At 74.1% G+C, this 23,276-nt stretch carries 23 protein-coding genes; 17 read left to right on the forward strand and 6 right to left on the reverse strand.

The window, feature by feature from the left end; genetic code table 11:
- The first annotated feature begins 180 nt into the window (after positions 1–180).
- Positions 181–636, forward strand: a complete 456-nt coding sequence (yidD, locus tag ABZX40_RS31795; RefSeq protein WP_355733508.1) for a membrane protein insertion efficiency factor YidD — start codon at positions 181–183, stop codon at positions 634–636.
- Between the two features lie 224 nt (positions 637–860).
- Complete coding sequence (locus ABZX40_RS31800) at positions 861–1,604, forward strand: VOC family protein (RefSeq protein WP_355733506.1); 744 nt, start codon at positions 861–863, stop codon at positions 1,602–1,604.
- A 28-nt stretch (positions 1,605–1,632) separates the two neighbouring features.
- Here ABZX40_RS31800 and ABZX40_RS31805 read toward each other — a convergent pair whose 3' ends face one another.
- Positions 1,633–1,896, reverse strand: coding sequence for a hypothetical protein (locus ABZX40_RS31805; RefSeq protein WP_355733503.1), 264 nt, complete (start codon positions 1,894–1,896; stop codon positions 1,633–1,635).
- A gap of 481 nt (positions 1,897–2,377) precedes the next feature.
- Here ABZX40_RS31805 and ABZX40_RS31810 point away from each other — a divergent pair, with 481 nt between their 5' ends.
- Together ABZX40_RS31810 and ABZX40_RS31815 are read left to right on the forward strand one after the other, a co-directional pair.
- A complete protein-coding gene (locus ABZX40_RS31810) occupies positions 2,378–3,643 on the forward strand; it encodes a glycosyltransferase family 4 protein (RefSeq protein WP_355733500.1) in 1,266 nt (421 codons plus the stop codon).
- Positions 3,640–4,503 carry a transferase gene (locus ABZX40_RS31815; protein WP_355733498.1) on the forward strand — a complete coding sequence of 288 codons (864 nt, stop codon included), beginning with the start codon at positions 3,640–3,642 and terminating at the stop codon, positions 4,501–4,503. The genes ABZX40_RS31810 and ABZX40_RS31815 overlap by 4 nt, the downstream gene beginning before the upstream one ends.
- A gap of 276 nt (positions 4,504–4,779) precedes the next feature.
- On the opposite strand, the gene ABZX40_RS31820 is transcribed toward ABZX40_RS31815, so the two are convergent.
- The 3 genes from ABZX40_RS31820 to ABZX40_RS31830 form a co-directional block, all read right to left on the reverse strand.
- Positions 4,780–5,298, reverse strand: coding sequence for an adenylate kinase (locus tag ABZX40_RS31820; protein ID WP_355733496.1), 519 nt, complete (start codon positions 5,296–5,298; stop codon positions 4,780–4,782).
- Between the two features lie 37 nt (positions 5,299–5,335).
- Positions 5,336–6,358 carry an endonuclease/exonuclease/phosphatase family protein gene (locus ABZX40_RS31825; protein WP_355733493.1) on the reverse strand — a complete coding sequence of 341 codons (1,023 nt, stop codon included), beginning with the start codon at positions 6,356–6,358 and terminating at the stop codon, positions 5,336–5,338.
- Positions 6,359–6,431: 73 nt separating this feature from the next.
- On the reverse strand, positions 6,432–7,208 hold the full coding sequence (locus tag ABZX40_RS31830) for an IclR family transcriptional regulator (protein WP_355733490.1): 777 nt from the start codon (positions 7,206–7,208) through the stop codon (positions 6,432–6,434).
- 379 nt (positions 7,209–7,587) lie between these two features.
- On the opposite strand from ABZX40_RS31830, the gene ABZX40_RS31835 reads away from it, so the two are divergent.
- The 11 genes from ABZX40_RS31835 to ABZX40_RS31885 all read left to right on the forward strand — a co-directional run bounded on the left by ABZX40_RS31835 (position 7,588) and on the right by ABZX40_RS31885 (position 20,356).
- Complete coding sequence (locus ABZX40_RS31835) at positions 7,588–7,668, forward strand: putative leader peptide (RefSeq protein ID WP_356162764.1); 81 nt, start codon at positions 7,588–7,590, stop codon at positions 7,666–7,668.
- Between the two features lie 229 nt (positions 7,669–7,897).
- On the forward strand, positions 7,898–8,965 hold the full coding sequence (locus tag ABZX40_RS31840; RefSeq protein WP_355733484.1) for an ABC transporter substrate-binding protein: 1,068 nt from the start codon (positions 7,898–7,900) through the stop codon (positions 8,963–8,965).
- A 9-nt stretch (positions 8,966–8,974) separates the two neighbouring features.
- The gene (locus ABZX40_RS31845) at positions 8,975–10,003 is read left to right on the forward strand and encodes an ABC transporter substrate-binding protein (protein WP_355733480.1); all 1,029 of its coding nucleotides are present in this window, start codon (positions 8,975–8,977) and stop codon (positions 10,001–10,003) included.
- Positions 10,000–10,860 carry an ABC transporter permease gene (locus tag ABZX40_RS31850; RefSeq protein ID WP_355733477.1) on the forward strand — a complete coding sequence of 287 codons (861 nt, stop codon included), beginning with the start codon at positions 10,000–10,002 and terminating at the stop codon, positions 10,858–10,860. Before ABZX40_RS31845 ends, ABZX40_RS31850 begins: the two co-directional genes overlap by 4 nt.
- Positions 10,857–11,603, forward strand: coding sequence for an ABC transporter ATP-binding protein (locus ABZX40_RS31855; protein ID WP_355733475.1), 747 nt, complete (start codon positions 10,857–10,859; stop codon positions 11,601–11,603). Before ABZX40_RS31850 ends, ABZX40_RS31855 begins: the two co-directional genes overlap by 4 nt.
- Before the next feature lie 4 nt (positions 11,604–11,607).
- Positions 11,608–12,471: an ABC transporter substrate-binding protein gene (locus ABZX40_RS31860; RefSeq protein ID WP_355733472.1), complete on the forward strand. Its 864-nt coding sequence runs from the start codon at positions 11,608–11,610 to the stop codon at positions 12,469–12,471.
- A gap of 17 nt (positions 12,472–12,488) precedes the next feature.
- Complete coding sequence (locus ABZX40_RS31865; protein WP_355733469.1) at positions 12,489–13,556, forward strand: LLM class flavin-dependent oxidoreductase; 1,068 nt, start codon at positions 12,489–12,491, stop codon at positions 13,554–13,556.
- A 168-nt stretch (positions 13,557–13,724) separates the two neighbouring features.
- A complete protein-coding gene (lanKC, locus tag ABZX40_RS31870) occupies positions 13,725–16,346 on the forward strand; it encodes a class III lanthionine synthetase LanKC (protein WP_355733466.1) in 2,622 nt (873 codons plus the stop codon).
- Positions 16,347–16,460: 114 nt separating this feature from the next.
- On the forward strand, positions 16,461–16,598 hold the full coding sequence (locus ABZX40_RS31875) for a SapB/AmfS family lanthipeptide (RefSeq protein WP_355733463.1): 138 nt from the start codon (positions 16,461–16,463) through the stop codon (positions 16,596–16,598).
- A 28-nt stretch (positions 16,599–16,626) separates the two neighbouring features.
- Entirely contained in the window at positions 16,627–18,381 is a 1,755-nt protein-coding gene (locus ABZX40_RS31880) for an ABC transporter ATP-binding protein (protein ID WP_355733461.1), read from the forward strand.
- Complete coding sequence (locus ABZX40_RS31885; RefSeq protein ID WP_355733458.1) at positions 18,374–20,356, forward strand: ABC transporter ATP-binding protein; 1,983 nt, start codon at positions 18,374–18,376, stop codon at positions 20,354–20,356. The genes ABZX40_RS31880 and ABZX40_RS31885 overlap by 8 nt, the downstream gene beginning before the upstream one ends.
- 39 nt (positions 20,357–20,395) lie before the next feature.
- Here ABZX40_RS31885 and ABZX40_RS31890 read toward each other — a convergent pair whose 3' ends face one another.
- On the reverse strand, positions 20,396–21,001 hold the full coding sequence (locus tag ABZX40_RS31890) for a response regulator transcription factor (RefSeq protein WP_355733455.1): 606 nt from the start codon (positions 20,999–21,001) through the stop codon (positions 20,396–20,398).
- 312 nt (positions 21,002–21,313) lie between these two features.
- On the opposite strand from ABZX40_RS31890, the gene ABZX40_RS31895 reads away from it, so the two are divergent.
- Complete coding sequence (locus ABZX40_RS31895; RefSeq protein WP_355733452.1) at positions 21,314–22,054, forward strand: hypothetical protein; 741 nt, start codon at positions 21,314–21,316, stop codon at positions 22,052–22,054.
- A 20-nt stretch (positions 22,055–22,074) separates the two neighbouring features.
- Here ABZX40_RS31895 and ABZX40_RS31900 read toward each other — a convergent pair whose 3' ends face one another.
- Positions 22,075–22,785, reverse strand: a complete 711-nt coding sequence (locus ABZX40_RS31900; protein WP_355733450.1) for a polysaccharide deacetylase family protein — start codon at positions 22,783–22,785, stop codon at positions 22,075–22,077.
- A gap of 180 nt (positions 22,786–22,965) precedes the next feature.
- Between ABZX40_RS31900 and ABZX40_RS31905 the strand changes: the two genes are divergently transcribed.
- The gene (locus ABZX40_RS31905; RefSeq protein WP_356162761.1) at positions 22,966–23,271 is read left to right on the forward strand and encodes a hypothetical protein; all 306 of its coding nucleotides are present in this window, start codon (positions 22,966–22,968) and stop codon (positions 23,269–23,271) included.
- The last annotated feature ends 5 nt before the right edge of the window (positions 23,272–23,276 follow it).

Genomic DNA, 23,276 nt, shown 5'->3' on the forward strand with positions numbered 1-23,276 from the left:
GCCGGGGTGCGGCAGCAGGCCGAGGGCGGCAACCGGAGCGGCACCCGGAGCTTCGCGCGGAACGGAGTCATCCGCTCCGGCGGCCCCTGTCGTGACGCGCGTTACCTTCGGCACCTCGGTGGGTCGTCGGTGCCGATACTCAGTACGATCATGGCTCGACCGCACAAGGGGGAACACCACATGGCATGGCGCCGGGAGAACCACAACGACCGCAGGGACGATCGACGCAGGCAGAAGACCAGCCGTATGGACAAGGCCGAGGGCTGTGCCGACGGGTGCAGCTTCGGGCGGGTCTGCTGCCCCGATCTGATGCTCGTCTCCCTGCTCATGCTCGTCATGCCCGGCGCGAAGACCCGCGGCGGCGGCCCGGTCCCCGGCGCCGACGATCACGCCGCGCCGCGCCCCGGTGGCCGGGTCGCCGGAGCCCTGTACGACGGCGTCCGCCAGTACCGCACCCGGGTCAGCCCCACGCGGCCCGCCTGCTGCCCGTACACCCCGACCTGCTCCACCTACGCCGTCCAGGCCCTGCACCGGCATGGCGCACTGCGCGGCGCCGGGCTCACCCTGGGCCGACTGCTGCGCTGCCGACCGGGGGCGGCGCGGCGCCGCGGATTCCAGGACCCTGTGCCTGAGTGACGGGCGTTCGCGCCGAGGGCTCTGCGGGGACCCGGTGTTCGAGTGACCGCCGGGCGTGCTCAAGTGGCTGCCGCTCGTGTTCCTGTGGCCCGGTGCGCTCAAGTGACCGCCGCTCGTGTTCCTGCGGCCCGGCGCCCTCAAGTGACCGCCGCTCGCGCTCACGCCCCGCGTCCTCAAGTGACTGTCGGGCGTGAGCGCCTCCGGCGCTCTCGTAGGATCCCGGCATGGCCCTACGACCCGTGCAGGTGAACATCAAGGCCCTCGACGCCCCGGCGATCGGCCGGTTCTGGGCGGAGGCGCTCGGCTGGAGTGCCCACAGCCCCGGCGGCACCACCACCTACGTCGGCCCCCCAGGTGACCTCGTCTGGCCGGACCCGGTCACCCTGGGCATCGATGTCGTCCCCGTCCCGGAACCCAAGTCGGCCGTGAAGAACCGGGTGCACCTCGATCTCGCCACCACCTCCGCGGCCCATCAGGCGGACCTGGTGGCCCGGCTCCGGGACCTCGGTGCCACGCCCGTCGACGTGGGCCAGGGCGAGGTGCCCTGGACGGTTCTCGCGGACCCCGAGGGCAACGAGTTCTGCGTGCTGGAGCCTCGGGAGGTCTACCGGGACACCGGGCCGATCGCCGCGGTGGTCGTCGACTGCCGGGATCCGCGTGCCATGGCCCGGTTCTGGGGCGAGGCGATCGACTGGACCCCGCACAGGGAGACCGACGGCAGCGCGGTGTGGCGCTCCGCCAACGGCACCGGGCCCTACCTCGAATTCCTGCGCGGGCCCGACCTCAGGACCGTGCCGGACCGCGTCCATCTCGACCTGCTGCCCCGTCCCGGTGACGACAAGGCGGCGGAGGTGGCCCGGCTGCGGGCGCTCGGCGCCACCGATCTCGACATCGGCCAGGGCGATGTCCCCTGGACCTGCCTGGCCGATCCGGAGGGCCATGAGTTCTGCGTCCTGGCCCTGCACTGACCCTCCCTGACCTCGCCTGGAAGAACCGTCAGGCCGTCCGCGCACCTCCCAGGAACGACGCCAGCCCGGTCGCGAAGTCCGCCGAGGAAGGCACGAACAGTAGCGTCTCGTCGGGGGCGACAAACACCTTGCCGCCCCCGCGCACCGGCTGCACGACACAGACACCCGCCCCGTCGGCCAACTCGATGACGTGCGCCCCCGTCCCCGGCGGCGCGGCCCGGTCGAGGAACGCCCTGCCGACCCCGGCCAGTCTCTCCACCTCGGCGACCCCGGCCGGGACGGGCGGCGGCATCCCGGGCCCGGACGGCAGGAGATCTCTCGGCGGCGCGCAGCCGCACGGCCCCTCCGGCAGGGCACGAGGACTCGCCGCCCCCCGCTCCGGGAAGCACGCGACCTCACCGCTGTCGACATGGAACTGCCCGAGACACCCCGGCCCGCCCGCCGCAGGCGGCCCGCATCCGATGTCCCGCCCGCAGTGAACGCACCTCAGGGACCCATCGCGCATGACGCACCCTCACCTCCCCGCGATGCCACGGTCGTCGGCGACCGGACATCGTTGAAGTCCTCGAACTCGGCCACGGGGAGTGGATATCACGGCGGTCCGACATCGGCGGAGCCGCCCGCCGCAGCGCGGGATGCCGACGGCACGGCATGGCTCGGTATGGCTCGGCAAGCAGGGCAAGGGCAAGGCAGGGTGCGCGGCACGCAACCGCACGCGGAATCAGCGGTGCAGTCGAGGCAACGCCTCGGTGAACCACACAGTCTGTACTCATATGAAGATTTCTTTCCTCATCCACAACGCCTATGGGATCGGAGGGACCATCACCACCACGAACAACCTGGCCGGCGCGCTGGCCGAACGGCATGAGGTGGAAATCGTCTCGGCACTCCGCCACCGGGAGAGCCCCAACGTCCCCACACACCCCGGAGTCCGGCTGCGCCCGCTGGTGGACCTGCGGACCGAGGGGGAGCATCCGCTGCATCTGACACCGGCCAAGGTGTTCCCCACCTACGAGTACCGCTACCGGCAGTACAGCGCCCTGACCGATGAGCGGATCGGGGAGTTCCTGGCCGGGACGGACGCCGATGTCGTGGTCGGGACCCGGCCGGGCCTCAATGTGCATCTCGCGCTCCAGGCGCGCACCGGCACACTGCGGGTCGGGCAGGAGCACCTCACCCTGGACAACCACCCGCCCCGACTGCGCCGGGTGCTGCGCCGGGTGTATCCGCGCCTGGACGCCCTGACGACGGTCACCCACGCCGACGCCGCCGCGTACCGCCGGAAGATGCGCCTGCCGGGGGTCCGCGTGGAGGCGCTCCCCAACAGCGTCCCCGACCCCTCCCTCCCGCCCTCGGACGGCACGGCCCGCGTGGTGGTGGCCGCGGGCCGACTGGTCCCGGTGAAGCGGTACGACCTGCTGATCGAGGCGTTCGCGGCGGTGGCGGCCGAACACCCCGACTGGCAGCTGCGGATCTACGGCAAGGGCGAGGAACACGACCGGCTCAGGCAGCTGATCGAAGACCTCGGCCTCTACAACAACGTCTTCCTCATGGGCGCCGCGATCCCCATGGAGGCCGAGTGGGCCAAGGCGTCCATCGCCGCCGCCACCTCGAACTTCGAGCCGTTCGGCATGACCATCGTGGAGGCGATGCGCTGCGGCCTCCCCGTCGTCAGCACGAACTGCCCGCACGGCCCGGCCGAGATCATCGCGGACGGCGAGGACGGCCGTCTCGTCCCCGTGAACGACCGCGCGGCCCTCTCCGCCGCCCTCCTCGACCTCGTCCGGGACGACGAGACCCGCCGCAGGATGGGACACGCGGCCCTCAAGAACTCCGCCCGCTACGCCCCCGCCCCGGTCGTCGCCCAGGCCGAGGAACTCTTCGCCGCGCTCGCCTCCGCACGCGCGGCCGGCCGCCCCGCCGCCACCCGCTCCTCCGGCCTCGACGCCGCCTTCGTCTCCGGTGGCTACGCGGCCCGTGACGCCGCCTACTCGGCCGCCAGCACCCTCCTCAGGACCGTACGGAAGGCGAAGCGATGAGCAGCCCCGAACCCGGCGCGAGCGGGCAGCCGCGCGCGCACTGCACGGTGGACGCCGACGGCCGTATGGCCCTGCGGATCACCGGGCCCACCGCCGACACCGCTTCCCGGCCCCGCTTGCTGCTGCGGCTGCGCCCACCGAAGGGCAGGCCGGAGCGGATCACCCGGGTCCTCGGCCTCGAACCCGGATCCGGCCCCGGTGAGTGGCGGACGACCCTCGGCCCGGACCCCGCCCTGGACGAGGGCCGCTGGGACCTCTACCTGCTGCCCACGCCCGACGACGACTCCCGTACGCGGCTCCAGCCCGGCGTCCGCGACCTCCGCGCCCTGGTCACCGGCCGCACCCCCGGCACCTCCCCGACCCCGCTGGCCGTCCGCGTCCCGTACGTCACCCTGGACGGCTACCTCGCCGTACGGACCTGGCTGCGCGCGGCGCACGCGGAGGTGGACCGGGTACGGGTGGCCGATGCCGCGATGACCGTCCACGGCCGGGTCTTCGGCACCGGGCTGGGCGCCGGGGCGGCGGCGGTGCTGCGCCGCAGGGGGAAGGGGAGCCCGGTGCGGGAGACGGCGGTGACAGCCCAGGACACCCACGCGTTCACCTTCACCGCCGCCTATCGCGACCTGCTCGAAGCGTCGTCCGGCGGCACGGCGGGCCCCGGGGTGTGGGACGTGTTCGTGAGGCCGTCGGCGGACGCGCCCCTGGTGCGGGCCGCGCGGCTGCTGGACGATGTCGCCGACCGGAAGAAGGTGTTCGTGTACCCGTCGTCCTCCCCGCTGCCGGACGCCTCGGGGGACCTGGCGGCCCGGCCCTACTACACCGTCGACAACGATCTCGCCGTGGAGATCACCGGCGGCTGAGCGAGGCCGCCGACGGGACGCCCACCGGTCGACCTCCGTCGCCACCACTGGCCGACCTCCGTCGCCACCACCGGCCGACTTCCGCCACCACCGGCCGACCTCCGCCGCCACCACCGGCAGATGGCCGCTGCCGGTGGCCGGCAGTAGGCCCGCGCTCGGCGGTTCCACGTACCGGGATGTGATCGATCCGCGCCGCCGGGCGGGGGTTGGGGGAGGGTGACTCAGCGGAGTCTGCGTCGGATCGCCCGGTGCGCGCGACCACCGGGTCACCCCGACTCAAACCGCCGCAAGCCACCCCTCCGCAGCCCGTCGCCCCCGCAGATGGACCGTGTCCAGAGGGGCGAACCGGGGGTCGGTCAGGCGGCGTTGGATCTCGCGGCGGCGCGGGGCGTGCTGGGACCAGGACCACCATGCCGGGTGCTCCCGGCTCAGCCAGTCCGACCAGGTCTCCCGGTTGCCGCCGAAGAGGGGCTCGCGGGTGGCGGAGCGACGGAGGGAGCGGCGCAGGACGCGCGGCATGACGACCCGGCGGGGATGGTCCAGCCAGATCACCGTGTCGGCCCGCGTCCACAGCAGCTCGCGGACCTCCGGATAGCCCAGGGAGTCGATGATCCAGCGCGGCCCGGCGGTCAGGCCCCGCACCTGCTCGGCGAAGTCCGGGTTGACGGACCAGCCGGGGCCGTCGAAGTACAGCGCGTCCATCTCGTGGTACGGCACACCCGTGCGCGCGCTCAGGGCGCGGGCCAGCGTCGACTTGCCCGCTCCCGTGGCACCCACCACCAGGATCCGCTCCATCGGGGCACCCTATCCGCCCTCGCCCCGGGGCCAGCGCTCACTCCGGGTCGATCCGGGCCACGACCGGCAGATGGTCACTGGCCGTGGGCGGCAGGGTGCCGATGTGGGTGACGGTCGCCGAGCGGGTCAGCACCTGGTCGATCCGCGCCACCGGGAAGGAGGCCGGGAAGCTGAAGGCGAAGCCCCGTTCCGGGGTGTCGAGGCGGGCGGTGAGCGGGGACATTCCGCGATCGTCCACCGTGCCGTTGAGATCGCCGAGGAGCAGCACCCTCTCCTGCCGCTCGGCGCTGATCGCCGCGCCCAGCCGACGGGCGCTCTCGTCCCGCCAGGCCGAGGCCAGCCCGCTCGCGCCCACGCGGATCGACGGGAGATGGGCGACATACGCCGCGAGTTCGCCCCGCGGGGTGCTGACCAGCGCGCGCAGCCCGCGGTTCCACGGCTCGGTGATCCCCTCGGGCTTGATGTCCAGGGGCCGCACCTCGCTCAGCGGGTGCCTCGACCACAGGCCGACCGTGCCGCTGACCGCGTGATGCGGATAGTCCGCGGCGAGGGTCCGCCGGTACACCTCCAGCGCCGGGGGCACCAGTTCCTCCAGCGCGATCAGATCGGGTTCCGCGTCCGCCAGCGCACGGGCGGTGCCCGCCGGGTCGGGGTTCTCGTCGCTGACATTGTGCTGGACGACCACCAACTCGCCCGGAGCGGCCTCCGGTTCCGGCAGTAGCAGCCCACCGAACCGGTCCGTCCACACCGCCACCGGCAGCAGCACCGCCACCAACGCCGGCACCGACCGGCGCAGCGCCGCCACCAGGATCAGTACGACGATCAGCAGCCCGAGCCAGGGAAGGAACGACTCCAGCACACTGCCCAGTCCGCCCACCGTGTTCGGCACCGCCCGGTGGAAGGCCAGCAGCCCCGCGGTCAGTACCGCCGCGACGGCGGTCACCCGGCCCCGCGTCCCCCAGGACTCACCGGCCGTCCACCGGCCCGGACGGTCCCGCGCCCATCGAGTTGTCTCTGTCCTCGTCGTCGCCGCCACCGCCGTCGTCTTCTCCTGCGCCATCGTGTCCCTCCGACGATCAACCTCGCTGTCGAGGACGGGTGATCGGCGGGGATCAGTTCCCGGTGGACGGACGTCAGGGCCCGGCCAGGCCGCCGCCCCGCTGCGACGGCGGCAGCAGCAGCACCGCCAGCGCGTGCGCGCAGGTCGTCGCCTGGGTGAGGAACCAGTCGAACCGGTCCGCCGTGATCAGCTCCGGCGTGCCCCGCAGCGCCACCGCGAACCGGGCCGACCCCAGATGGTCCAGCACCGGCACCGCGAGGGTACGGACCCCCTGCGCCGACTCCCCGTCATTGACCGCGTACCGCTGCTCCCGCACCCGCTCCAGCTCCGCCGTCAGCCGCTCCCGGTCGACGATGGTCCGCTCGGTGAACGCCACCAGCGGCGGCAGCGCCTCCGCCCCGCTCTCCCCGGGCCGTGGCCAGGCCAGCAGCACCTTCCCCAGCGCCGTCGAGTGCAGCGGGCGGCGCAGCCCCACCTTCGGGGTGACCGAACCGCCCGCCACGATCACCGCGTGCGGGCCGCTGCGCAGCGCCAGGTCCGCGGTCGCGCCGGTCCGCCGCGCCAGATCCGTCAGCTCGGGCGACGCCAGATGCAGACCCCGCTGGTGGTACGAGAGCCTGCCCAGCTCCGTGACCGCGGGACCGAGCCGGAAGCGGGCCGTCCGGGGGTCCTGCTCCAGAAACCCGGCGCTCTGCAACGTACGGGCCAGCCGGTGCGCCGTCGACGCCGAGAGGCCGAGCCTGCGGGAGATCTCCGACGCGCTCAGATCGGGCGCGTTGTCATGGAAGCAGTGCAGGACGTCGAGCGCCCGCTGCACCGCCTGCGCCCCGGCGACGGGTGTCTGTGCCACCGCGATTCCGCTCCGCTCTCTTCCGCGCGCTTCTTCCGCGCGCTGCTCATCGGCGCGTCTGCTCTCCGCGCCTCTTTCCGTGCTTCTTCGCCGTGCCGATCTACGTGCCGATCTCCGCGCCGCTCTGCGTGCCGTTCCTCGGGCTGCTCCGCCGAGTTCTCCGAGTTCTCCGTGCTCTGCGCGCTCTTCGCGCTCTTCGCGCGCCAGCAGATTCCCATATGGCGGCATGCCCGACCCGGCTCACCCATCTGCTGAAACAGCCTGTTCACGTTCGCTCCCACATCGTGGGAAGCGGCTTGCCGTGCCCTCGGTGACCGTGCCACGCTGCGGTCACGCCGCCGGAACGGGTCCGGCGCGAGCCATCGGAAGGAGCGACGCGATGTCCCTGACCGCCGTCCTCCTGCTGACCGCTCGCCGCCATGTCGACCTCGGCCGCGTCTCCAGCGCCACCTGTCGCTGACCCACCGGGCCGCCGCCCACCGCTCCACCGGCTCGGCCGGATCCCCTCGCGTACGGCTCAGACCCCCGTCACCGAGGCGGCACGCCGTATGAGCCCCTGCCCTCCCGCGTCCTCGAACGCGTCCCTCACCGGCGACCGGCCCCACCACGCCCCGCCACCCCCCTCCGCGGTCCACCCGCGTCCTCCACCCCACCCCGTCCAGCAAGGACGGCAGCCAAGGGAAGAGCCCATGCCGCACCACCCCGCGCCCACGCCGGAGGCCCCCGCGCCCCGCCACGCACTCCCCGACACCCTGTGGTTCACCCGCTGTCCCGTCCCCACCGCGACCGGGATCGCCGCCGACCGGCACTGGCTCGCGGAGGAGTTCGCCCCGGACGGGATCGCCGTCCGCTCCCTCCAGGACCACGCGTCCGACCTGACCCCCGGCCTCCGCGGCACCCACTACACCCACGCCCTGCCCGGCCTCTTCCGCGAGGGCGGCAACGTCCCGGCGCTGTGGGCCCGGTCCCGGGGCGAGGCGACCCGGCTGATCGGGCTGACCTGGATCGAGGAGCGGCAGACCATCCTGGTCGCACCCGGCTCCGGCATCCGCGGCGCCGCCGCCCTGCGCGGCCGTCGGCTGGCCCTGCCCCGGCACCCGCTGCCCATCGACTTCTGGCGGGCCATGGCCCTGCGCGGCTTCGAAGGCGCCCTGGCCTCCGCCGGGTACGGGCTGGAGGACGCCGAACTGATCGACGTACCCGCCGATGACGGCGGCGGCGGGCGGTCCGGCGCGCAGTGGTCCGCCGAACTCGCGGCCCTCGTCCGGGGAGACGTCGACGCCATCTACGTCAAGGGTGCCCTCGCCGTCGAGGCCGCCCGGCGGGCCGGCGCCGAGGCCGCCGTCGAACTCGACGACCTGCCCGACCGCACCCACCGGATCAACAACGGCACCCCCCGCCCCATCACCGTCCACCAGCGTCTGCTGGACGAGCACCCCGACCTGGTCACCCGCTTCCTCGCCGTGCTGCTGCGCGCCGCCGACTGGGCCGCCGCCCAGCCCGAGGACGTCGCCCGCATCCTCGGCGCCGAGACCGGGGCCGGAGCCGAAGGGGTCCGCGGCGCCTACCGCCCCGGCACCCACCGCACGCTCCACCCCGACCTCTCCGAGGAGCGCCTCGCCCTGCTGGCCCGGCAGTCGGCGGCCCTGCACACGCACGGCTTCCTGCCCGAACCGGTCGACGTCCACGCCTGGGCCGACCCCGCACCCCTGCGTCTCGCCCTCACCACGACCGCCCCCTCCGCTCCCGCCCCCTAGGAAGAGATCATGCGCATCCCCGCCCGGCTTCCCGCCGCCCTGACCCTGCTCACCGCCCTCGCCACCCTCACCGCCTGCGGCACGGCGGACGACGACGGCAGCACCGACGCCGCTGCCGCAGGCTCCGGCTCCGGTTCCGGACCCACCGTCACCGTCCGGATCCCCGACCCCGGCAACAGCGGAGTGCTCGCCGTCGGCAAGAAGGACGGCTCGCTCGACAAGGCCCTCGCCAAGGTGAACGCCGAGGTCGCCTGGACCGGCAGCGCCGGACCCTTCGCCCCCGCCGCCCAGGCCCTCAACGCCGATCAGCTCGACATCGCCACCGGCTCCATCACCTCCGGCATCACCTCGCTCTCCCAGAACCCCGGCTTCAAGTTCTTCACCGCGACCGCTCCCGACCCGGTCGGCGAGGGCATCCTCGTCAAGAAGGACTCCGGGATCGACTCCGTCGCCGGGCTCGTCGGCAAGAAGGTCGCCGTCAACAAGGGCGGCACCGGCGAGTATCTGCTGCTCAAGGCCCTCGCCGAGGAGGGCATCCCGGCCGATGAGGTGGAGCGGGTGTATCTGCGCGCCGATCAGACCGCCGCCGTCTTCAACGCGGGCCAGGTCGACGCCTGGGCGGTCTGGGCCACCTACTCCGTCGCCGAACTCGGCCTCGGTGAATCCCGCTTCCTGGTCGACGGCCAGAGCATCGGCTCCGACAACTACAGCCTCACCGCCGTCCGCACCGACTTCGCCGAGGAGCACCCCGAGATCGTCACCGCCCTCTACGACTACCTCCACGAGGGCAGTGCCAAGGAGAAGCAGGACCCGGCCGCCTATCTCAATGTGAACACCGACGCCGGACCCCAGGCACTCAGCGGTGAGGCCCGGCGCATCCAGATCGAGTTCACCGGCAAGGGCGCCACCGTCGAGCCGATCACCGACGCGGACATCACCCGCTTCGAGGCCGTCGCCCGCTTCTACGCCGAGCAGCAGGTGACCCCCGAGCAGATCGACATCGCGGACCATCTGCTCGATGTGACCGGGCTGTCATGACGGCCCTCGACCGGACGGCGACCGTCACCCTCACCAAGCCACCCACCCCTTCCCCCGGCGGCCTGGTCACCCCCCGCCCCGTCGTCACCCGCCACCGCCCCCGCCGCTTCGCCGCCCTCGTCCGGGCCCTCGGCCCGATCACCCTGATCGCCCTGTGGTGGGCGGCCTCCGCCACCGGCCTGCTCACCCCCGATGTCCTCGCCCCGCCCTCCGACGTGCTGCGCGCGGTCGGTGAACTCTGGGGCAACGGCCAGCTCTCCGACGCCCTGGCCACCTCCCTGACCCGCTCCGGCATCGGACTGCTCATCGGGCTCACCGCCGGACTCACCCTCGGGGTGATCACCGGCTTCACCCGGCTCGGCGACGAACTCCTCGACTCCTCCCTCCAGACCCTGCGCACCATCCCCTTCCTCTCCCTGGTCCCGCTGTTCATGGTGTGGTTCGGCATCAACGAGATCGCCAAGATCCTGCTCATCGCCGTCGCCACCACCTTCCCGATGTATGTCTCCACCACCAGCGGGGTCCGCAGCACCGACGCCCGGCTGGTGGAGGCCATGCGCAGCTTCGGGATGAGCCGGATCGCGATCGTGCGCGAAGTGGTGGTGCCCGGCGCACTGCCCTCGCTGCTCGCGGGGCTGCGGCTGTCGATGACCCTCAGTGTGATCGCGCTGATCGCCGCCGAGGAGATCAACGCCACCGCCGGGATCGGCTATCTGATGTCCCAGGCGCAGAGCTTCGCCCGCACCGACATCCTCATGGTCTGCATCCTCGTCTACGGCCTGCTCGGACTCCTCGCCGACGCGTTCGTCCGGCTCCTGGAGCGGGCCCTGATGCCATGGCGGAGGGCGGGCCGATGAGTACCGCTGTGAACGCCACCACCAGCGCCGTCGAGGTGCGCGGGCTGCGCAAGACCTTCGGGGAGCGGGCCGTCCTCGCCGGGCTCGATCTCACCATCCGGCGCGGCGAGTTCGTCGCCCTGCTCGGTGCCAGCGGCAGCGGCAAGACCACCCTGCTGCGCATCCTGGGCGCCCTGGACGACGCCGACGCCGGAGACGTGTGGGTGCCGAAGGCCCGGACCATCGTCTTTCAGGAGCCGAGGCTCGTACCGTCCAAGCGGGTCCTGGCCAATGTGACCGTCGCCCTGCCCCGGTCGGAGGCCGGGCGGGGCCGCCGCGCCCTCGCCGAGGTCGGCCTCGAAGGCCATGCCCGCGCCTGGCCCGGGACCCTCTCCGGCGGTGAGGCACAGCGCGTGGCGCTCGCCCGCGCCCTGGTCCGGGAACCCGAACTGCTGCTCCTGGACGAGCCGTTCGCCGCCCTCGACGCCCTGACCCGGCTGCGGATGCAGGACCTCGTCGGGGAGCTGTGCCGGATCCACCGTCCTGCCGTCCTGCTGGTCACCCACGATGTGGAGGAGGCCGTCCGCCTCGCCGACCGGGTGTGCGTCCTGCGCGACGGACGGCTCATCACCGACGAGAGCGTCGACCTCCCCGGCCCCCGCGACCCCGGCGACCCCGGTTTCGCCGCCCTGCGCCGCCGTCTCCTCGCCGACCTCGGCGTCCCCGCCGCCACCGGCGAACCCACCACCCCACCCAAGGAGTGACCCCATGACCATCACCATCGGCGTCCACAGCAGCAACCCCACCCTCTACTACCTCTCCCGCCTCGACCACGCCGCCGAGGAACTCGCCGCGGTGGGGGAGACCGCCGCCTTCCACACCTACACCGACGGCGTCCGCACCGGACAGCTCCTCACCGACGGGGTCATCGACTTCGGCGGCACCGGCTCCACCCCGCCGGTCACCGCCCAGGCCGCCGGACACGACCTCGTCTACACCGCCGTCTCCGCCCCGCGCCCCGACCACGGCGCGCTCCTCGTCACCGAGGACAGCCCGGTCACCACCGTCGCCGACCTCAAGGGCGGCACCGTGCATCTGGCGGTCGGCTCCTGGCAGACCCATCTGGTCGCCAAGGCCCTCGACGACGCCGGGCTGTCCTACGCCACCGACATCACCCCCGTCCGCGGCGGCGCGGACAGCGAGCGGCTGCTGCGCGACGGGACGATCACCGCCTGGGTCGCCCAGGGCCCGCAGCTCGCCGCCGCCCTGCGCACCGGCGGACTGCGCGTCCTGGTCCGCACCGGCGAGGTCATCACCGACCGGTCGGTGTTCTTCACCCGGCGCGAACTCGCCGAGCGGCGGCCCGAGGTGGTCGAGGCCCTGGTACGCGCACTGCGCCGGGCCGACGCCTGGGCGAAGGCCCACCCCCGCGAGGCCGCCGCCATCGCCGCCGACCACCAGGGCGGCACCGCCGACGACTGGGAGCACGCCCTGCGCGCCCTGCCCTGGCGGATCGAGGACGTCAGCGACGCGTTCCTCGCCGAACAGCAGCAGGCCGCCGACATCTTCGCCCGGACCGGCTTCATCGACCGGTCCGTCACGGTCGCCGACGCCATCGCCCGGCAGCGCTGAGCGGGGAGAACGCACCCATGCCCTCCGAAGTCCTCTGGTACATCATCCCGCGCGAAGGCGCCTACCCCTGGGAGCCCGAGGGCCGCCGCCCGGTCGACCTCGGCTACCTCCAGCAACTCGCCGGCACCGTCGAACGCCTGGGGTTCAGCGGCGCGCTCCTCGCCACCGACCTGCACGACGTCTGGCCGCTCGGCAGCGCCCTGGCCGCCGCCACCGGCCCCGGCTTCCAGCCCCTGCTGGCCGTCCACCCCGGGCTGATCGCACCCACCCTGCTGGCCAAGATGGCCCTCACCTTCGACACCCTCTTCGGCGGCAGGCTGCGCTTCAACGTCGTCAACGGCTCCACCCGCACCCTGCGCGAGTACGGGCTGAACGTCGAGCACGACGAACGCTACGAGCTGAGCGCCGAGTACTGGTCCCTCGTCAAACGCCTCACCGCCGGTGAGGTCTTCGACCACAAGGGCCGCTTCTACGACCTCCAGGACGCGGGCGCCTCCTTCGGCGACCTCAAGCCCGTGCAGACCCCGCACGTCCCCCTCTGGTTCGGCGGCTCCTCGGCGGCCGGGATCGAGATGGCCGCCCAGCACGTGGATGTCTATCTCACCTGGGGCGAACCGCCCCACCTGCTGAAGGAGAAACTCGACCGGGTACGCGAACGGGCCGCCGCGCACGGCCGTGAGCTGCGGATCGGGCTGCGGCTGCATCTGATCGTCCGGGACACCGAGGAGCAGGCGTGGGCGGCGGCCGACCGGCTCCTCGATGTCACCAGCGACGCCACCTACGCCCGTCAGCTCGGCGGCCGGGCCGGTGAGGACGGGGTGGGCTGGCAGCGCCAGTTCCGCCAGCACGGCGGCCGGGTCCCCGCCCGCGCCCGCGAACTGGAGACCCATCCCAACCTCTGGCCCGGCATGAGCCTGTTCCGCCCCGGCCCCGGTACCGCCGTGGTCGGCTCCACCGCCCAGGTCGTGGACCGGCTGAAGGAGTACGAGGCGCTCGGCGTCGACACCTTCATCCTCTCCGCCAACCCGTTGCTGGAGGAGGCGTACCGGGTCGCCGAGACGGTCCTGCCCGCCCTGAGGGCGTAGCCCCAGGTCAACCGCCGTACACCTCCTGAACGTCACGGTCCCCGGCCGCGTCCGTCATGTGCGAACGCCACGGCCGGGACGTGACAACGGGGACTGTGCCGTCCCGCGCCGTGCTGCCAGCCTCGTTCAGGTCGCTGTCACCCCCGACACGACCTGGAGGAGGGCCAGTTGAATCCGGAGTACGCCGCGTACTGCCAGACCGACGGTGACTTCTACGACACCCCGTCCCGCACCGCCGACGCCGGCGCCCCGGACAGCGACCGCTACGAGCCCGCCCGCACCCCCGTCCCGGACGGCTGGCTCACCACCGGCTCCGGTGACTGGCTGTCCTGGGTGCCGGCCGGTGTCACCCTCCCCGAACAGGGCTGGAAGATCCATGTCGCCGCCGCCACCGACAACGCCGCCTCCGTCCTCGGCCGGGTGCACGCCCACTGCCTGGCCCACCGCGTCCCGCACAAGTTCGTCCCCGGGCCCCGGCTGCTGAAGCTGCGCAACGCCAAGTACGCGGAGCGCGCCGGAAGCGGCAAGTTCATCACCGTCTACCCGGCCGACGAGGAGTCCTTCGAGCGGCTGTGCCAGGACCTGGCCGCCCTGCTCGACGGCGAGCACGGCCCGTACATCCTCAGCGATCTGCGGATCGGCGCCGGACCCGTCCACGTCCGGTACGGGGCCTTCGCCGCCCGCTACTGCCTGGGCGCCGACGGGCGGCCCGTCCCCGCCGTCCAGGAACCCGGCGGCACCCTGGTCCCCGACCCGCGCGGCCCGAGCTTCACCCTCCCCGACTGGGTCACCCCGCCCGCGTTCCTGCGCCCGCACCTCGACGCCCGCGCCGCCGTCGCCGTCCACGACCTGCCCTACGACCTCCAGGGCGCCCTGCACTTCTCCAACGGCGGCGGCGTCTACCTCGCCCGCGACACCCGCACCGGCGACACCGTCGTCCTCAAGGAGGCCCGCCCCCACGCCGGGCTCGGCACCGACGGAGCGGACGCCGTCACCCGCCTGGACCGGGAACGGACGGCGCTGGAACAGCTCGCGGGACTGGACTGCGTCCCGCGCGTCCTGGACAGCTTCGGCGTCGGCGACCACCGCTTCCTCGCCCTGGAGCACATCCCCGGCCGCACCCTCAACACCGCGATGGTCCGCCGCTTCCCGCTCTCCCGGCCCGCGCCGGTCACCCAGGACGCGCTCGCCGACTACACCGCCTGGGCCGAGGACGTCCACGCGCGGGTCGAGGCCGCCGTCGCCCAGGTGCACGCCCGCGGCCTGGTCTTCAGCGACCTCCACATGAGCAACATCATGGTCGACGAGGACACCGGGCGGGTCGTCCTGCTCGACTTCGAGGCCGCCTTCCCCATCGAGGAGGAGCAGCGCACCCAGGTCGTCGCCAACCCGGCGTTCGTCGCCCCCGCCGACCACACCGGCCGGGCCATCGACGCCTACGCCCTGGCCTGCCTGCGGCTCGCCCTGTTCCTGCCGCTGACCACGCTCTTCATGGTCGACCGCGACCGCGCGCCCCGCCTCGCCCAGTACGCGGCCGAGACCTTCCCGGTGCCCCCGGCCGCCCTGGCACCCGCCGTACGGGAGATCCTGCGCGGCACCGGCCACCGGGGTGCGGAGCCCGGGGCCATTCCCCGGCCGCCGGGGCCCGAGTCCCTGCCCGAAGCCGGTGACTGGCCGCGCAGCCGGGACTCCATGGCCCGCGCCCTCGCCGCCTCCGCCACCCCCGACCGCCCCGACCGCTGCTTCCCCGGCGACATCGCCCAGTTCGCCAACCCGGCCGGTGGACAGTGCTTCGGCCATGGCGCGGCCGGAGTGCTCTACGCCCTGCACGAGACCGGCGCGCCCGGCATCCCCGAGGCCGTCGAATGGCTCCTCGACCGGGTGAAGTCACCCGCCCCCGGCACCCCGCCCGGCTTCCACGACGGACTCGCCGGCATCGCCTGGACCCTGCACCGCCTCGGCCACCCCGCGCAGGCCGCCGAACTGGCCCAATTGCTGATCCGTCAGCCCCTGGACCGGCTCGGTCCCGATCTGCACGGCGGGCTGGCCGGAATCGCCCTCGCCCTGTACGACCTGGGCGAGGCCACCGGCGACCCCGCACTGACCGCCGCCGCCGACCGCTGCGCCGCACGCGCCGCCCACACCCTCACCGACGGCCCGCCCTCCCCGCGCACCGGCCTCCTGCACGGCGCCACCGGCATCGCCCTGATGTGCGTGCGCCGCCACGAGGCCACCGGCGATCCCGTACTCCTCGATCACGCGGCGACCGCCCTCCGCCGCGACCTGGACCGCTGCAAGCCGGCGCCCGGCGGCGGACTGCATGTGGTGGAGGGGCGGCGGCTGATGCCCTACCTCGGCGCGGGCAGCGCGGGAGTGGCCCTGGTCCTGGACGACTATCTCGCCCACCGCCCCGACGACGCCCCGCTCGCCGCCGCCCGCCGTGCCATCGACCCCGCCCTCAGATCGGCGTTCTACATCCAGCCCGCGCTGTACCGGGGCATCGGCGGACTCGTCCTGCACCTCGCCCGCACCCGCGCGGGCGACCCCGGCGAACGCCGCCGCGTCCTCGACCGCCACATCCGGCTGATGGGCCTCGAAGCGACCCCGTACGCCGGTGAACTCGCCTTTCCCGGCGAACAGTTGATGCGCCGCTCGATGGATCTGGCCACCGGCACCGCGGGCTGTCTCCTCGCCCTCGGCGCCGCCCTCGCCGCCACCCCCGTCGGCCTGCCCTTCCTGCCGCCGCTCCCACCGCTGCCGTCACCACCCGCGCCGCCCGGCGCCCCCTGAACGCCCCCGACCTGTCGGGGGTCGAGCACCACCGCACCACCCGGGGGCACCACCCAGGTGCCACCACCGCACCAAATCCGTCCGCGAACCGTCCCCCTCACAAAGGAGCACATCATGGCCCTTCTCGACCTGCAGAGCCTGGAGATCGCCGAGTCCGCCGAGGAGCAGACGATGGGTGACCTGGAGAGCGTCAGCAGCGCGAGCCTGCTGCTCTGCCAGGGCAGCTCCGTCAGCCTCATCCAGTGCTTCTGAGCGCGACCGCCCGCTCACGACGCGCCGAGTGACTCGACCGCTGACCCACCAGGCGGTACGGACCGGTCCCGGACACCCTCCGGGGCCGGTCCCGTCACCTCCACCCCGCCCGCCCTCGCGCCTGTCCGCGCTGCTGATCCTCTGCGCCACCGGCGGCGCCCTTGCCGCGCTCGCCCTGCCCGCCGCCCTCGGCACCACACTGGACCGGATCGTGGCCGACGGCCGCCTCCCCTGGTCCGCGCTGGCCCTCTGCGCCGCCCTGACCGCCGCCGAGGCCGGATTCGACGCACTGGCCGCCCTGCTCGGCGCCTCCGGCACCGCCCGGGGCGCCGCCCGGCTGCGGGGGGTGCTGCTGGACCGGCTGCTGCGGGCCGAGGCCCGCCGCGCGAGCGCCCACGCGCCCGGCGACCTCACCACCCGCCTCACCGCGAACGCCGCCGAGGCCGCCGCCGTGCCGGTCGCCGTCGCCCAGACCGTCGCCGGAGTGCTGGTGCCGGCCGGCGCGACCGTCGCCCTGTTCGCCGTCGACCCCTGGACCGGCCTCGCGCTGTTCGCCGGTTTCCCGGCCCTGCTGGTCCTGCTGCGGCTCCTGGTCCGCCGCACCTCGGTCACCGCCGCCGACTACCAGCGCGAACAGGCCCTCATCGCCACCCGCCTCACCGAGGTCCTGGACGGCGCGGCGACCGTACGGGCCGCCGGGACCGCCGCCCGCGAACACGCCCGGATCACCGAACCCCTCGGCCGGCTCGCCGACCACGGCCGCCGCACCTGGGACATCCACGGCCGCGCCGCCGCGGGCGCCGCCGTTCTGCTGCCGCTGCTCAGCCTGCTCGTCCTGGCCGTCGCCGGACTCCGCACCGCCGCGGGCGCGTTGAGCGTCGGCGACCTGCTCGCCGTTGCCCGGTACGCCGTCCTCGCCGTCGGGGTCGGCGTCCTCACCGGCGCCCTCAGCGGGATCGCCCGGGGCCGCAGCGCCGCCCGCCGCCTGGAGCCGCTGCTCGCCCTGCCCGCCGTCCCGCATCGCGGGCGCGCGCTGCCGCCGGGCGGGACGGGGACGCTGGAACTGCGGGACGTGGAGGTACGGGGGGAGGGGCGACGGCTGCTGACCGGGGTGTCCTTCACCGTGCCGGGCGGGACCTCGGCCGCCCTCGTCGGCCGCTCCGGCGCCGGGAAGTCACTGGTGGCCGCCGTCGCCGGGCGGCTGGCCGACCCGGACGCCGGGACGGTGCTCCTGGACGGCGTCCCCCTCACCGCCGTCGCCCCCGAACCCCTGCGCCAGGCCGTCGCCTACGCCTTCGCCCGCCCCGCGCCGCTCGGCACGACGGTGGCGGACACCGTCACGGCGGGCCCGACCCGCCCCGGCCACGAACGGCTCGCGGCGGCGCTGCGGGACGCCTCTGCCGCCGACTACCTCGACCGCCTCCCCCTCGGCCTCGCCACGCCCCTCGCCGACGCCCCGCTCTCCGGCGGCGAGCACCAGCGCCTGGGACTGGCACGGGCGTTCGCGCGGGGCGCGCGGCTGCTCGTCCTGGACGACGCGACCTCCAGCCTGGACACCGTCACCGAACACCGCGTCCACCGGGCCCTCGCCCGCCGCGCCGGAACCTGCACCCGCCTGATCGTCACCCACCGCGCCTCCACCGCCGCCGCGGCCGACCTGGTGATCTGGCTGGCGGACGGGGGAGTACGGGCGGCCGGGCGGCACCGGGAGCTGTGGCGGGACCCGGAGTACCGGGCGCTGTTCGGGGCGGCGGCGGAGCGCGAGGCGGCGGTCCGTGAGTGAGACCGGGGCGCTGCGCCGGGTGTTCCGGGAGGGCCGCCCCTACCTCCGGGCCCGCAGACGCGCACTGGTCCGGCTCGGCGGCTGGTCCCTGCTGGAGGCCGGGCAGACCTTCGCGGGCGGATACGCCATCGCCCGCTCCCTCGACGACGGCTTCCTCGCCGCCGACCCCGCAACCGGCCTGCTCTGGCTGGGCGTCGCCGCCCTCGCCCTGGTGCCGGCCTTCCTCGCCACCCGGGGCGTCTTCGCCCGGCTCGCCGATCTGGTGGAGCCGTTGCGGGACGGGCTGGTGCGCAGGGCGGTGCGCCGGGCCGTCGGCGAGGGCGGCACGGGCGGTCCGGCGACCGCGGCCCGCGCGCTCGCGCAGGTCACCCAGCAGAGCGAGATCGCCCGGGACGGCTGGGCGGGACTGGTGCTGGCCGCCCGGGGCTTCGTGTTCACCGCCGCCGGGGCGCTGGCCGGAATGGCGGCCCTCGCGCCGAGCCTCCTGCTGGCCGTCCTGCCCCCGCTGCTGCTGGGCGCGGCCCTCTTCCTGGCGACCCTGGCCCCGATGGGCGCCCGCCAGCGGGCCTGTCTCGACCTGGACGAGGAGTACGCGGCCCACGCCGGGCAGACCGCCGGGGCCCTGCGGGACATCGCGGCGGCGGGCGCGGCCGGACCGACGGCCGGACGGGCGGCCGACCTCACCGCCCGGCAGACCCGCGCGGCCCACGCCCTCGCCCGCTGGTCGGCGGCCCGCGTCATCGCCCTCGCCGTAGCCGAACGCCTCCCACCCCTGACCCTCCTCGCCGCCGCCCCCTGGCTGACCCGCACCGGAGTCACCACCGGCGAACTCCTGGGCGCCTTCACCTATCTGACGGCATCCCTGGCCCCCGCCCTGAACGCCCTCCTGACGGCGGTGGGCGCGGCGGGCGGCCGGTTGATCGTCGTCCTGGACCGCTTCACACCTCCGGCGCCTGAACTGGCCTCGCCGCCTTGTTCCGTGCCCGAAGCGCCCTCGCCGCCTTGTTCCGCGCCCGAGCCTCCGCCGTCTTGCCCGGCGCCCGAAGCGCCCCCGGTGCCTTGCGCCGTGCCCGAACTGCCCCTGCCGCCTTGCCCGGCGTCCGAGCTGCCTCCGCCGTCTTGCCCGGCGCCCGAAGCGCCCTCGCCGCCTCGCCCCGCCCCCGAACTGCCCCTGCCGTCTTGCGCCGCACCCGAACTGCCCCCGCCGCCTAGCCCCGCCCCCGAACTACCCCCGCCACCTCGCCCCGCCCCAGGCCGGAGCCCCGCCCTCCGGGCCGAACTCCGCGGGGTCTCCTTCGCGTACGGCCCGCGCGCCCGCCCCGTCCTCGATCGGCTGGACCTGGTCCTGCGGCCGGGCGACCAGCTCGCGGTCGTCGGACCGAGCGGCAGCGGCAAGTCCACGCTCGCGGCGGTCCTGGCGGGTGTCCTCGCGCCCACGGCGGGCGAGGTCCGCTGGAACGACCGCCCCGCGCTCGCCCTCCCCCACGAGGCCCCCACCCTGCGCACCCTGCTCCCGCAGCAGCCGTACGTCTTCACCGGCACCCTCCGCGACAACCTGCGTTATCTGCGCCCCACCGTCCCGCTCGCCGACATCGCGGCGGCGGTGACGGCGATCGGCCTGGAGGCAGTGGTGGACCGCCTCGGCGGCCTCGACACCCCCTTCGACCCGCGTCGGCTGTCCCGGGGCGAGGGCCAGCTCGTCGCACTGGCACGGGCCCATGTCGCGACCGCGCCGCTGCTGATCCTCGACGAGGCCACCAGCCACCTGGACCCGGCCGCCGAGGCCCGCGCGGAGGACGCGCTCGCCGCCCGCGCCGGAACGCTGGTCGTCATCGCCCACCGCCTGACCTCGGCCCGCCGCGCCCCCCGCGTCTTGGTCGTGGACGGCGAGCGGACCGACCTGGGCACCGCCGGTGAACTCCTGACCCGCTCGCCCCTGTTCCGCGAGCTGGCGGGCCACTGGGAGGGACCCTGAGGGGTCGCCGCGATATGCCTGGAGGACACGGACCCCGGCCTACAGCCAGCCGAAGTCCCGGGACAGCCGGATCGCGTCCATCCGATTGCGTGCGCCGGTCTTGCGGATCGCCGCCGCGAGATAGTTCCGCACCGTGCCGCTCGCCAGGTGCAGCGCGTTCGCTATCGAGTTGACCGACTCGCCCTCGGCGGCCAGGGCGAGGACCCGTAACTCGCGGGGCGAGAGCGGCACTTCCGTGGCGCGCAGCAGGCCGAAGGCGAGGGACTCGTCGATGTGCCGCCCGCCACCGGCCACCTTGTGGACTATGGCGGGCAGCTGGTCCACGGCACCGAGCTTGTCGACATAGCCGATGGCCCCGGCGTCACCGGCCCGCCGCAGATCACCGGCGCGGTCGCCCCGCGCCAGCACGACCAGCGCGGGGGAGTGATCGGAAGCGGGACTGAGCGACTCCATGAAGGTCAGCACCTCCATGGAGTCCGGACACTCAAGATCGGCCAGCAGCACATCCGCCGGACACTCCGTCATACAGCCCCGCAGTCCGCCCTGGTCCGTGGTCCGTACCTTGATCCGTGGATCCGTACTGAGCAGACAGGCCAGAGAAGCCCGCCACAGGGGCACCGCGTGGACCAGAAGAACGGTCGTCATGGAGAACTCCTCCGCTCGGTACGTCGGTGACGGCACCGCCGGTCGTGCGGGCCGTCCCGGGGCGTGCCGCCCCGGCCGTGCTGCTCGATCCTGTTCCTTAGCTCGCTTTCCGCGCATGCGCGTACCCTGTGTGCGCGACCGCTCACCAGTTGAGCACGATGGATGGGTAATCCACTGACAAAATGCCTAATACGCCAGGTGGACGGGCGTAGCTGGCCAGAAAGTGCGGCCGGGGCCCTGGTCGGAGCGGTGTTCAGGGGTGGTGTTCGTGGGCGGTGTTCATCAGCGTGTTCAGGGGAGGGGAGCGGCGAGATGGGCGCAGTGGTGAGCGGCAGCGGTCCTGGGGCGCGCGAAGTGGGTTCCCTGCCCGGTGTCGGCCGGACGGTCGACATGGCCCGGCGGCTCCTGGCTGCCGGGGAGTGGCGTCCCGCCGAGGCCGACGCCGACGCGGCGGCGGCCGTCCGCACCCGGCTGACGGCCCGCCTCCCGATCCGCGCGCAGACGTCGACGCTCGCCACCACGGACCGCGACCGACGGCTCCAGCGGGTCCTGCGCACGACGCTGCACCATCTCGACGCCGGCGCGCTCAGCCCGCCCACGACGGCCCTGCTGGCAGCGGTGGCGCGGGCGTTCCGGCCCTGGCATGCCTTTCCCAACCCACCCCGCGCGGCGGCGGCTCCCAGATATCCGGGGGGTACGTCCACCCCGCCGACCGCGACGGGCGAGGCCCTGCTCGGCCCGCTGGCCGACCTGTTCGGGACACTGGCGGCACCCCTGCCGCCCGGGACCGTCCCGCTCACCCCGCGCACGCAGCCCTGGACGGTCGTCCACGAGGGCCGCTTCCGTCACTACGGCAGACCCTCCCCCTCCGTCTGGACCGCCGACACCTTCGTCTGCCCGGCGTGCGGGGGCAGGGCCGGTCCGTGGACGGTGCGCTGCGACTGGCGTGCCTTCACACTGGGCTGCGGGTGCGGGACGGTGACACGGGAACACGGGCTGGCGTTCTCGGAGGTGTGGCTGGTGCTGGGGGAGGACCGGGCCGGGGCGGACTGACGGCCCACCCGGGGCGCGCCCTACGGGCGGTACGCCGCCCGGTTGTGGTAGGACACCTGCTCCGCCGGTAGCTTCGCCGGTGCGAAGAGCTGGTCGACCGTGACGAAATGGAAGCCCTTCGCCTTGAGGGTCTTGATGATGTCCGGTACGGCGTTGACGGTCGTCCTGTGGATGTCGTGCAGCAGGACGATGTCCCCCGGCCTGGTCTGGTCCCTGACGGTCCGCACGATGCGGGCCGGGTCCCGGTACTTCCAGTCCAGGGTGTCGACGCTCCAGTGGACCAGCGGACGGTCGGACGCCTGGCGGACGGCGGTGTTGTGGGCGCCGTACGGGGCGCGCATGGTCGTGGGCTCGATGCCGGTGGCCTGCTTGATCGCGGTGTCCGTGCGGGAGAGCTGGGAGCGGATCTGCGCGGTGGTGAGGCGGGTGAGGTCGGGGTGGTCCCAGCTGTGGTTGCCTATCTGGTGTCCGGCGCGGGACGCGTTGCGCGCGGTGGCCGGGTAGCGCTGGACGTTCTTGCCGACCAGGTAGAACGTCGCCTTGACGTTCCGCTCCTTGAGGATCGTCAGCAGTCGGGTGGTGTCGGCGGCCGGGCCGTCGTCGAAGGTGAGTGCCACGCACTTCACCTTGCGGCAGTCGACGGCGGCGGCTGAGGCGGGCGCTGCGGTGCCGATCAGGGTTCCGCCGCACAGGGCGGTGAGGACGGCTGAGGTGACGAGGCGTCGGTGCATCGGTTCCTCCAGGGCGAGCGGGCTTGCCTTGCCCTGTGAGACCCACACCGGGAGGGGTTGGATGCGCTCGGGTGCCGGGGAGTTCCGGTGCGTTCCGGGGGGTTCAGGCGAGTTCCCGCCGCAGTCCGGCCGGGGCCGCCCCCGGGGGCGATTGTCAGTGGTGGCTGCGACGCTGGAGAGATGAACAGCGATGAGGAGCGACTGCTGCGCGGGCGCGTCTACGGTACGGACCCCGACCACCCGGGGGCCCGGCCGGGGCAGCGCTACGTCCATCTGATCGGCGGCCCGCTGGACGGCCTGCTGCTGGACATCACCGGGTGGACACCCGGCGAGATCGCGGGCGGCGCCGGGTGGACACCCGGCGAGATCGCGGGCGGCGCCGCCCTGCGCACCGACCTGGGGCGACACGGCGTCGGCGGCCGGGCGATATACGACCCGCGCCCCGGTGACCCCCGCCGCTTCGACTGGACCGGCGACAGCCCGTGAACGCA

Source organism: Streptomyces sp. NPDC004610, from assembly GCF_040609715.1.
GTDB lineage: Bacteria > Actinomycetota > Actinomycetes > Streptomycetales > Streptomycetaceae > Streptomyces.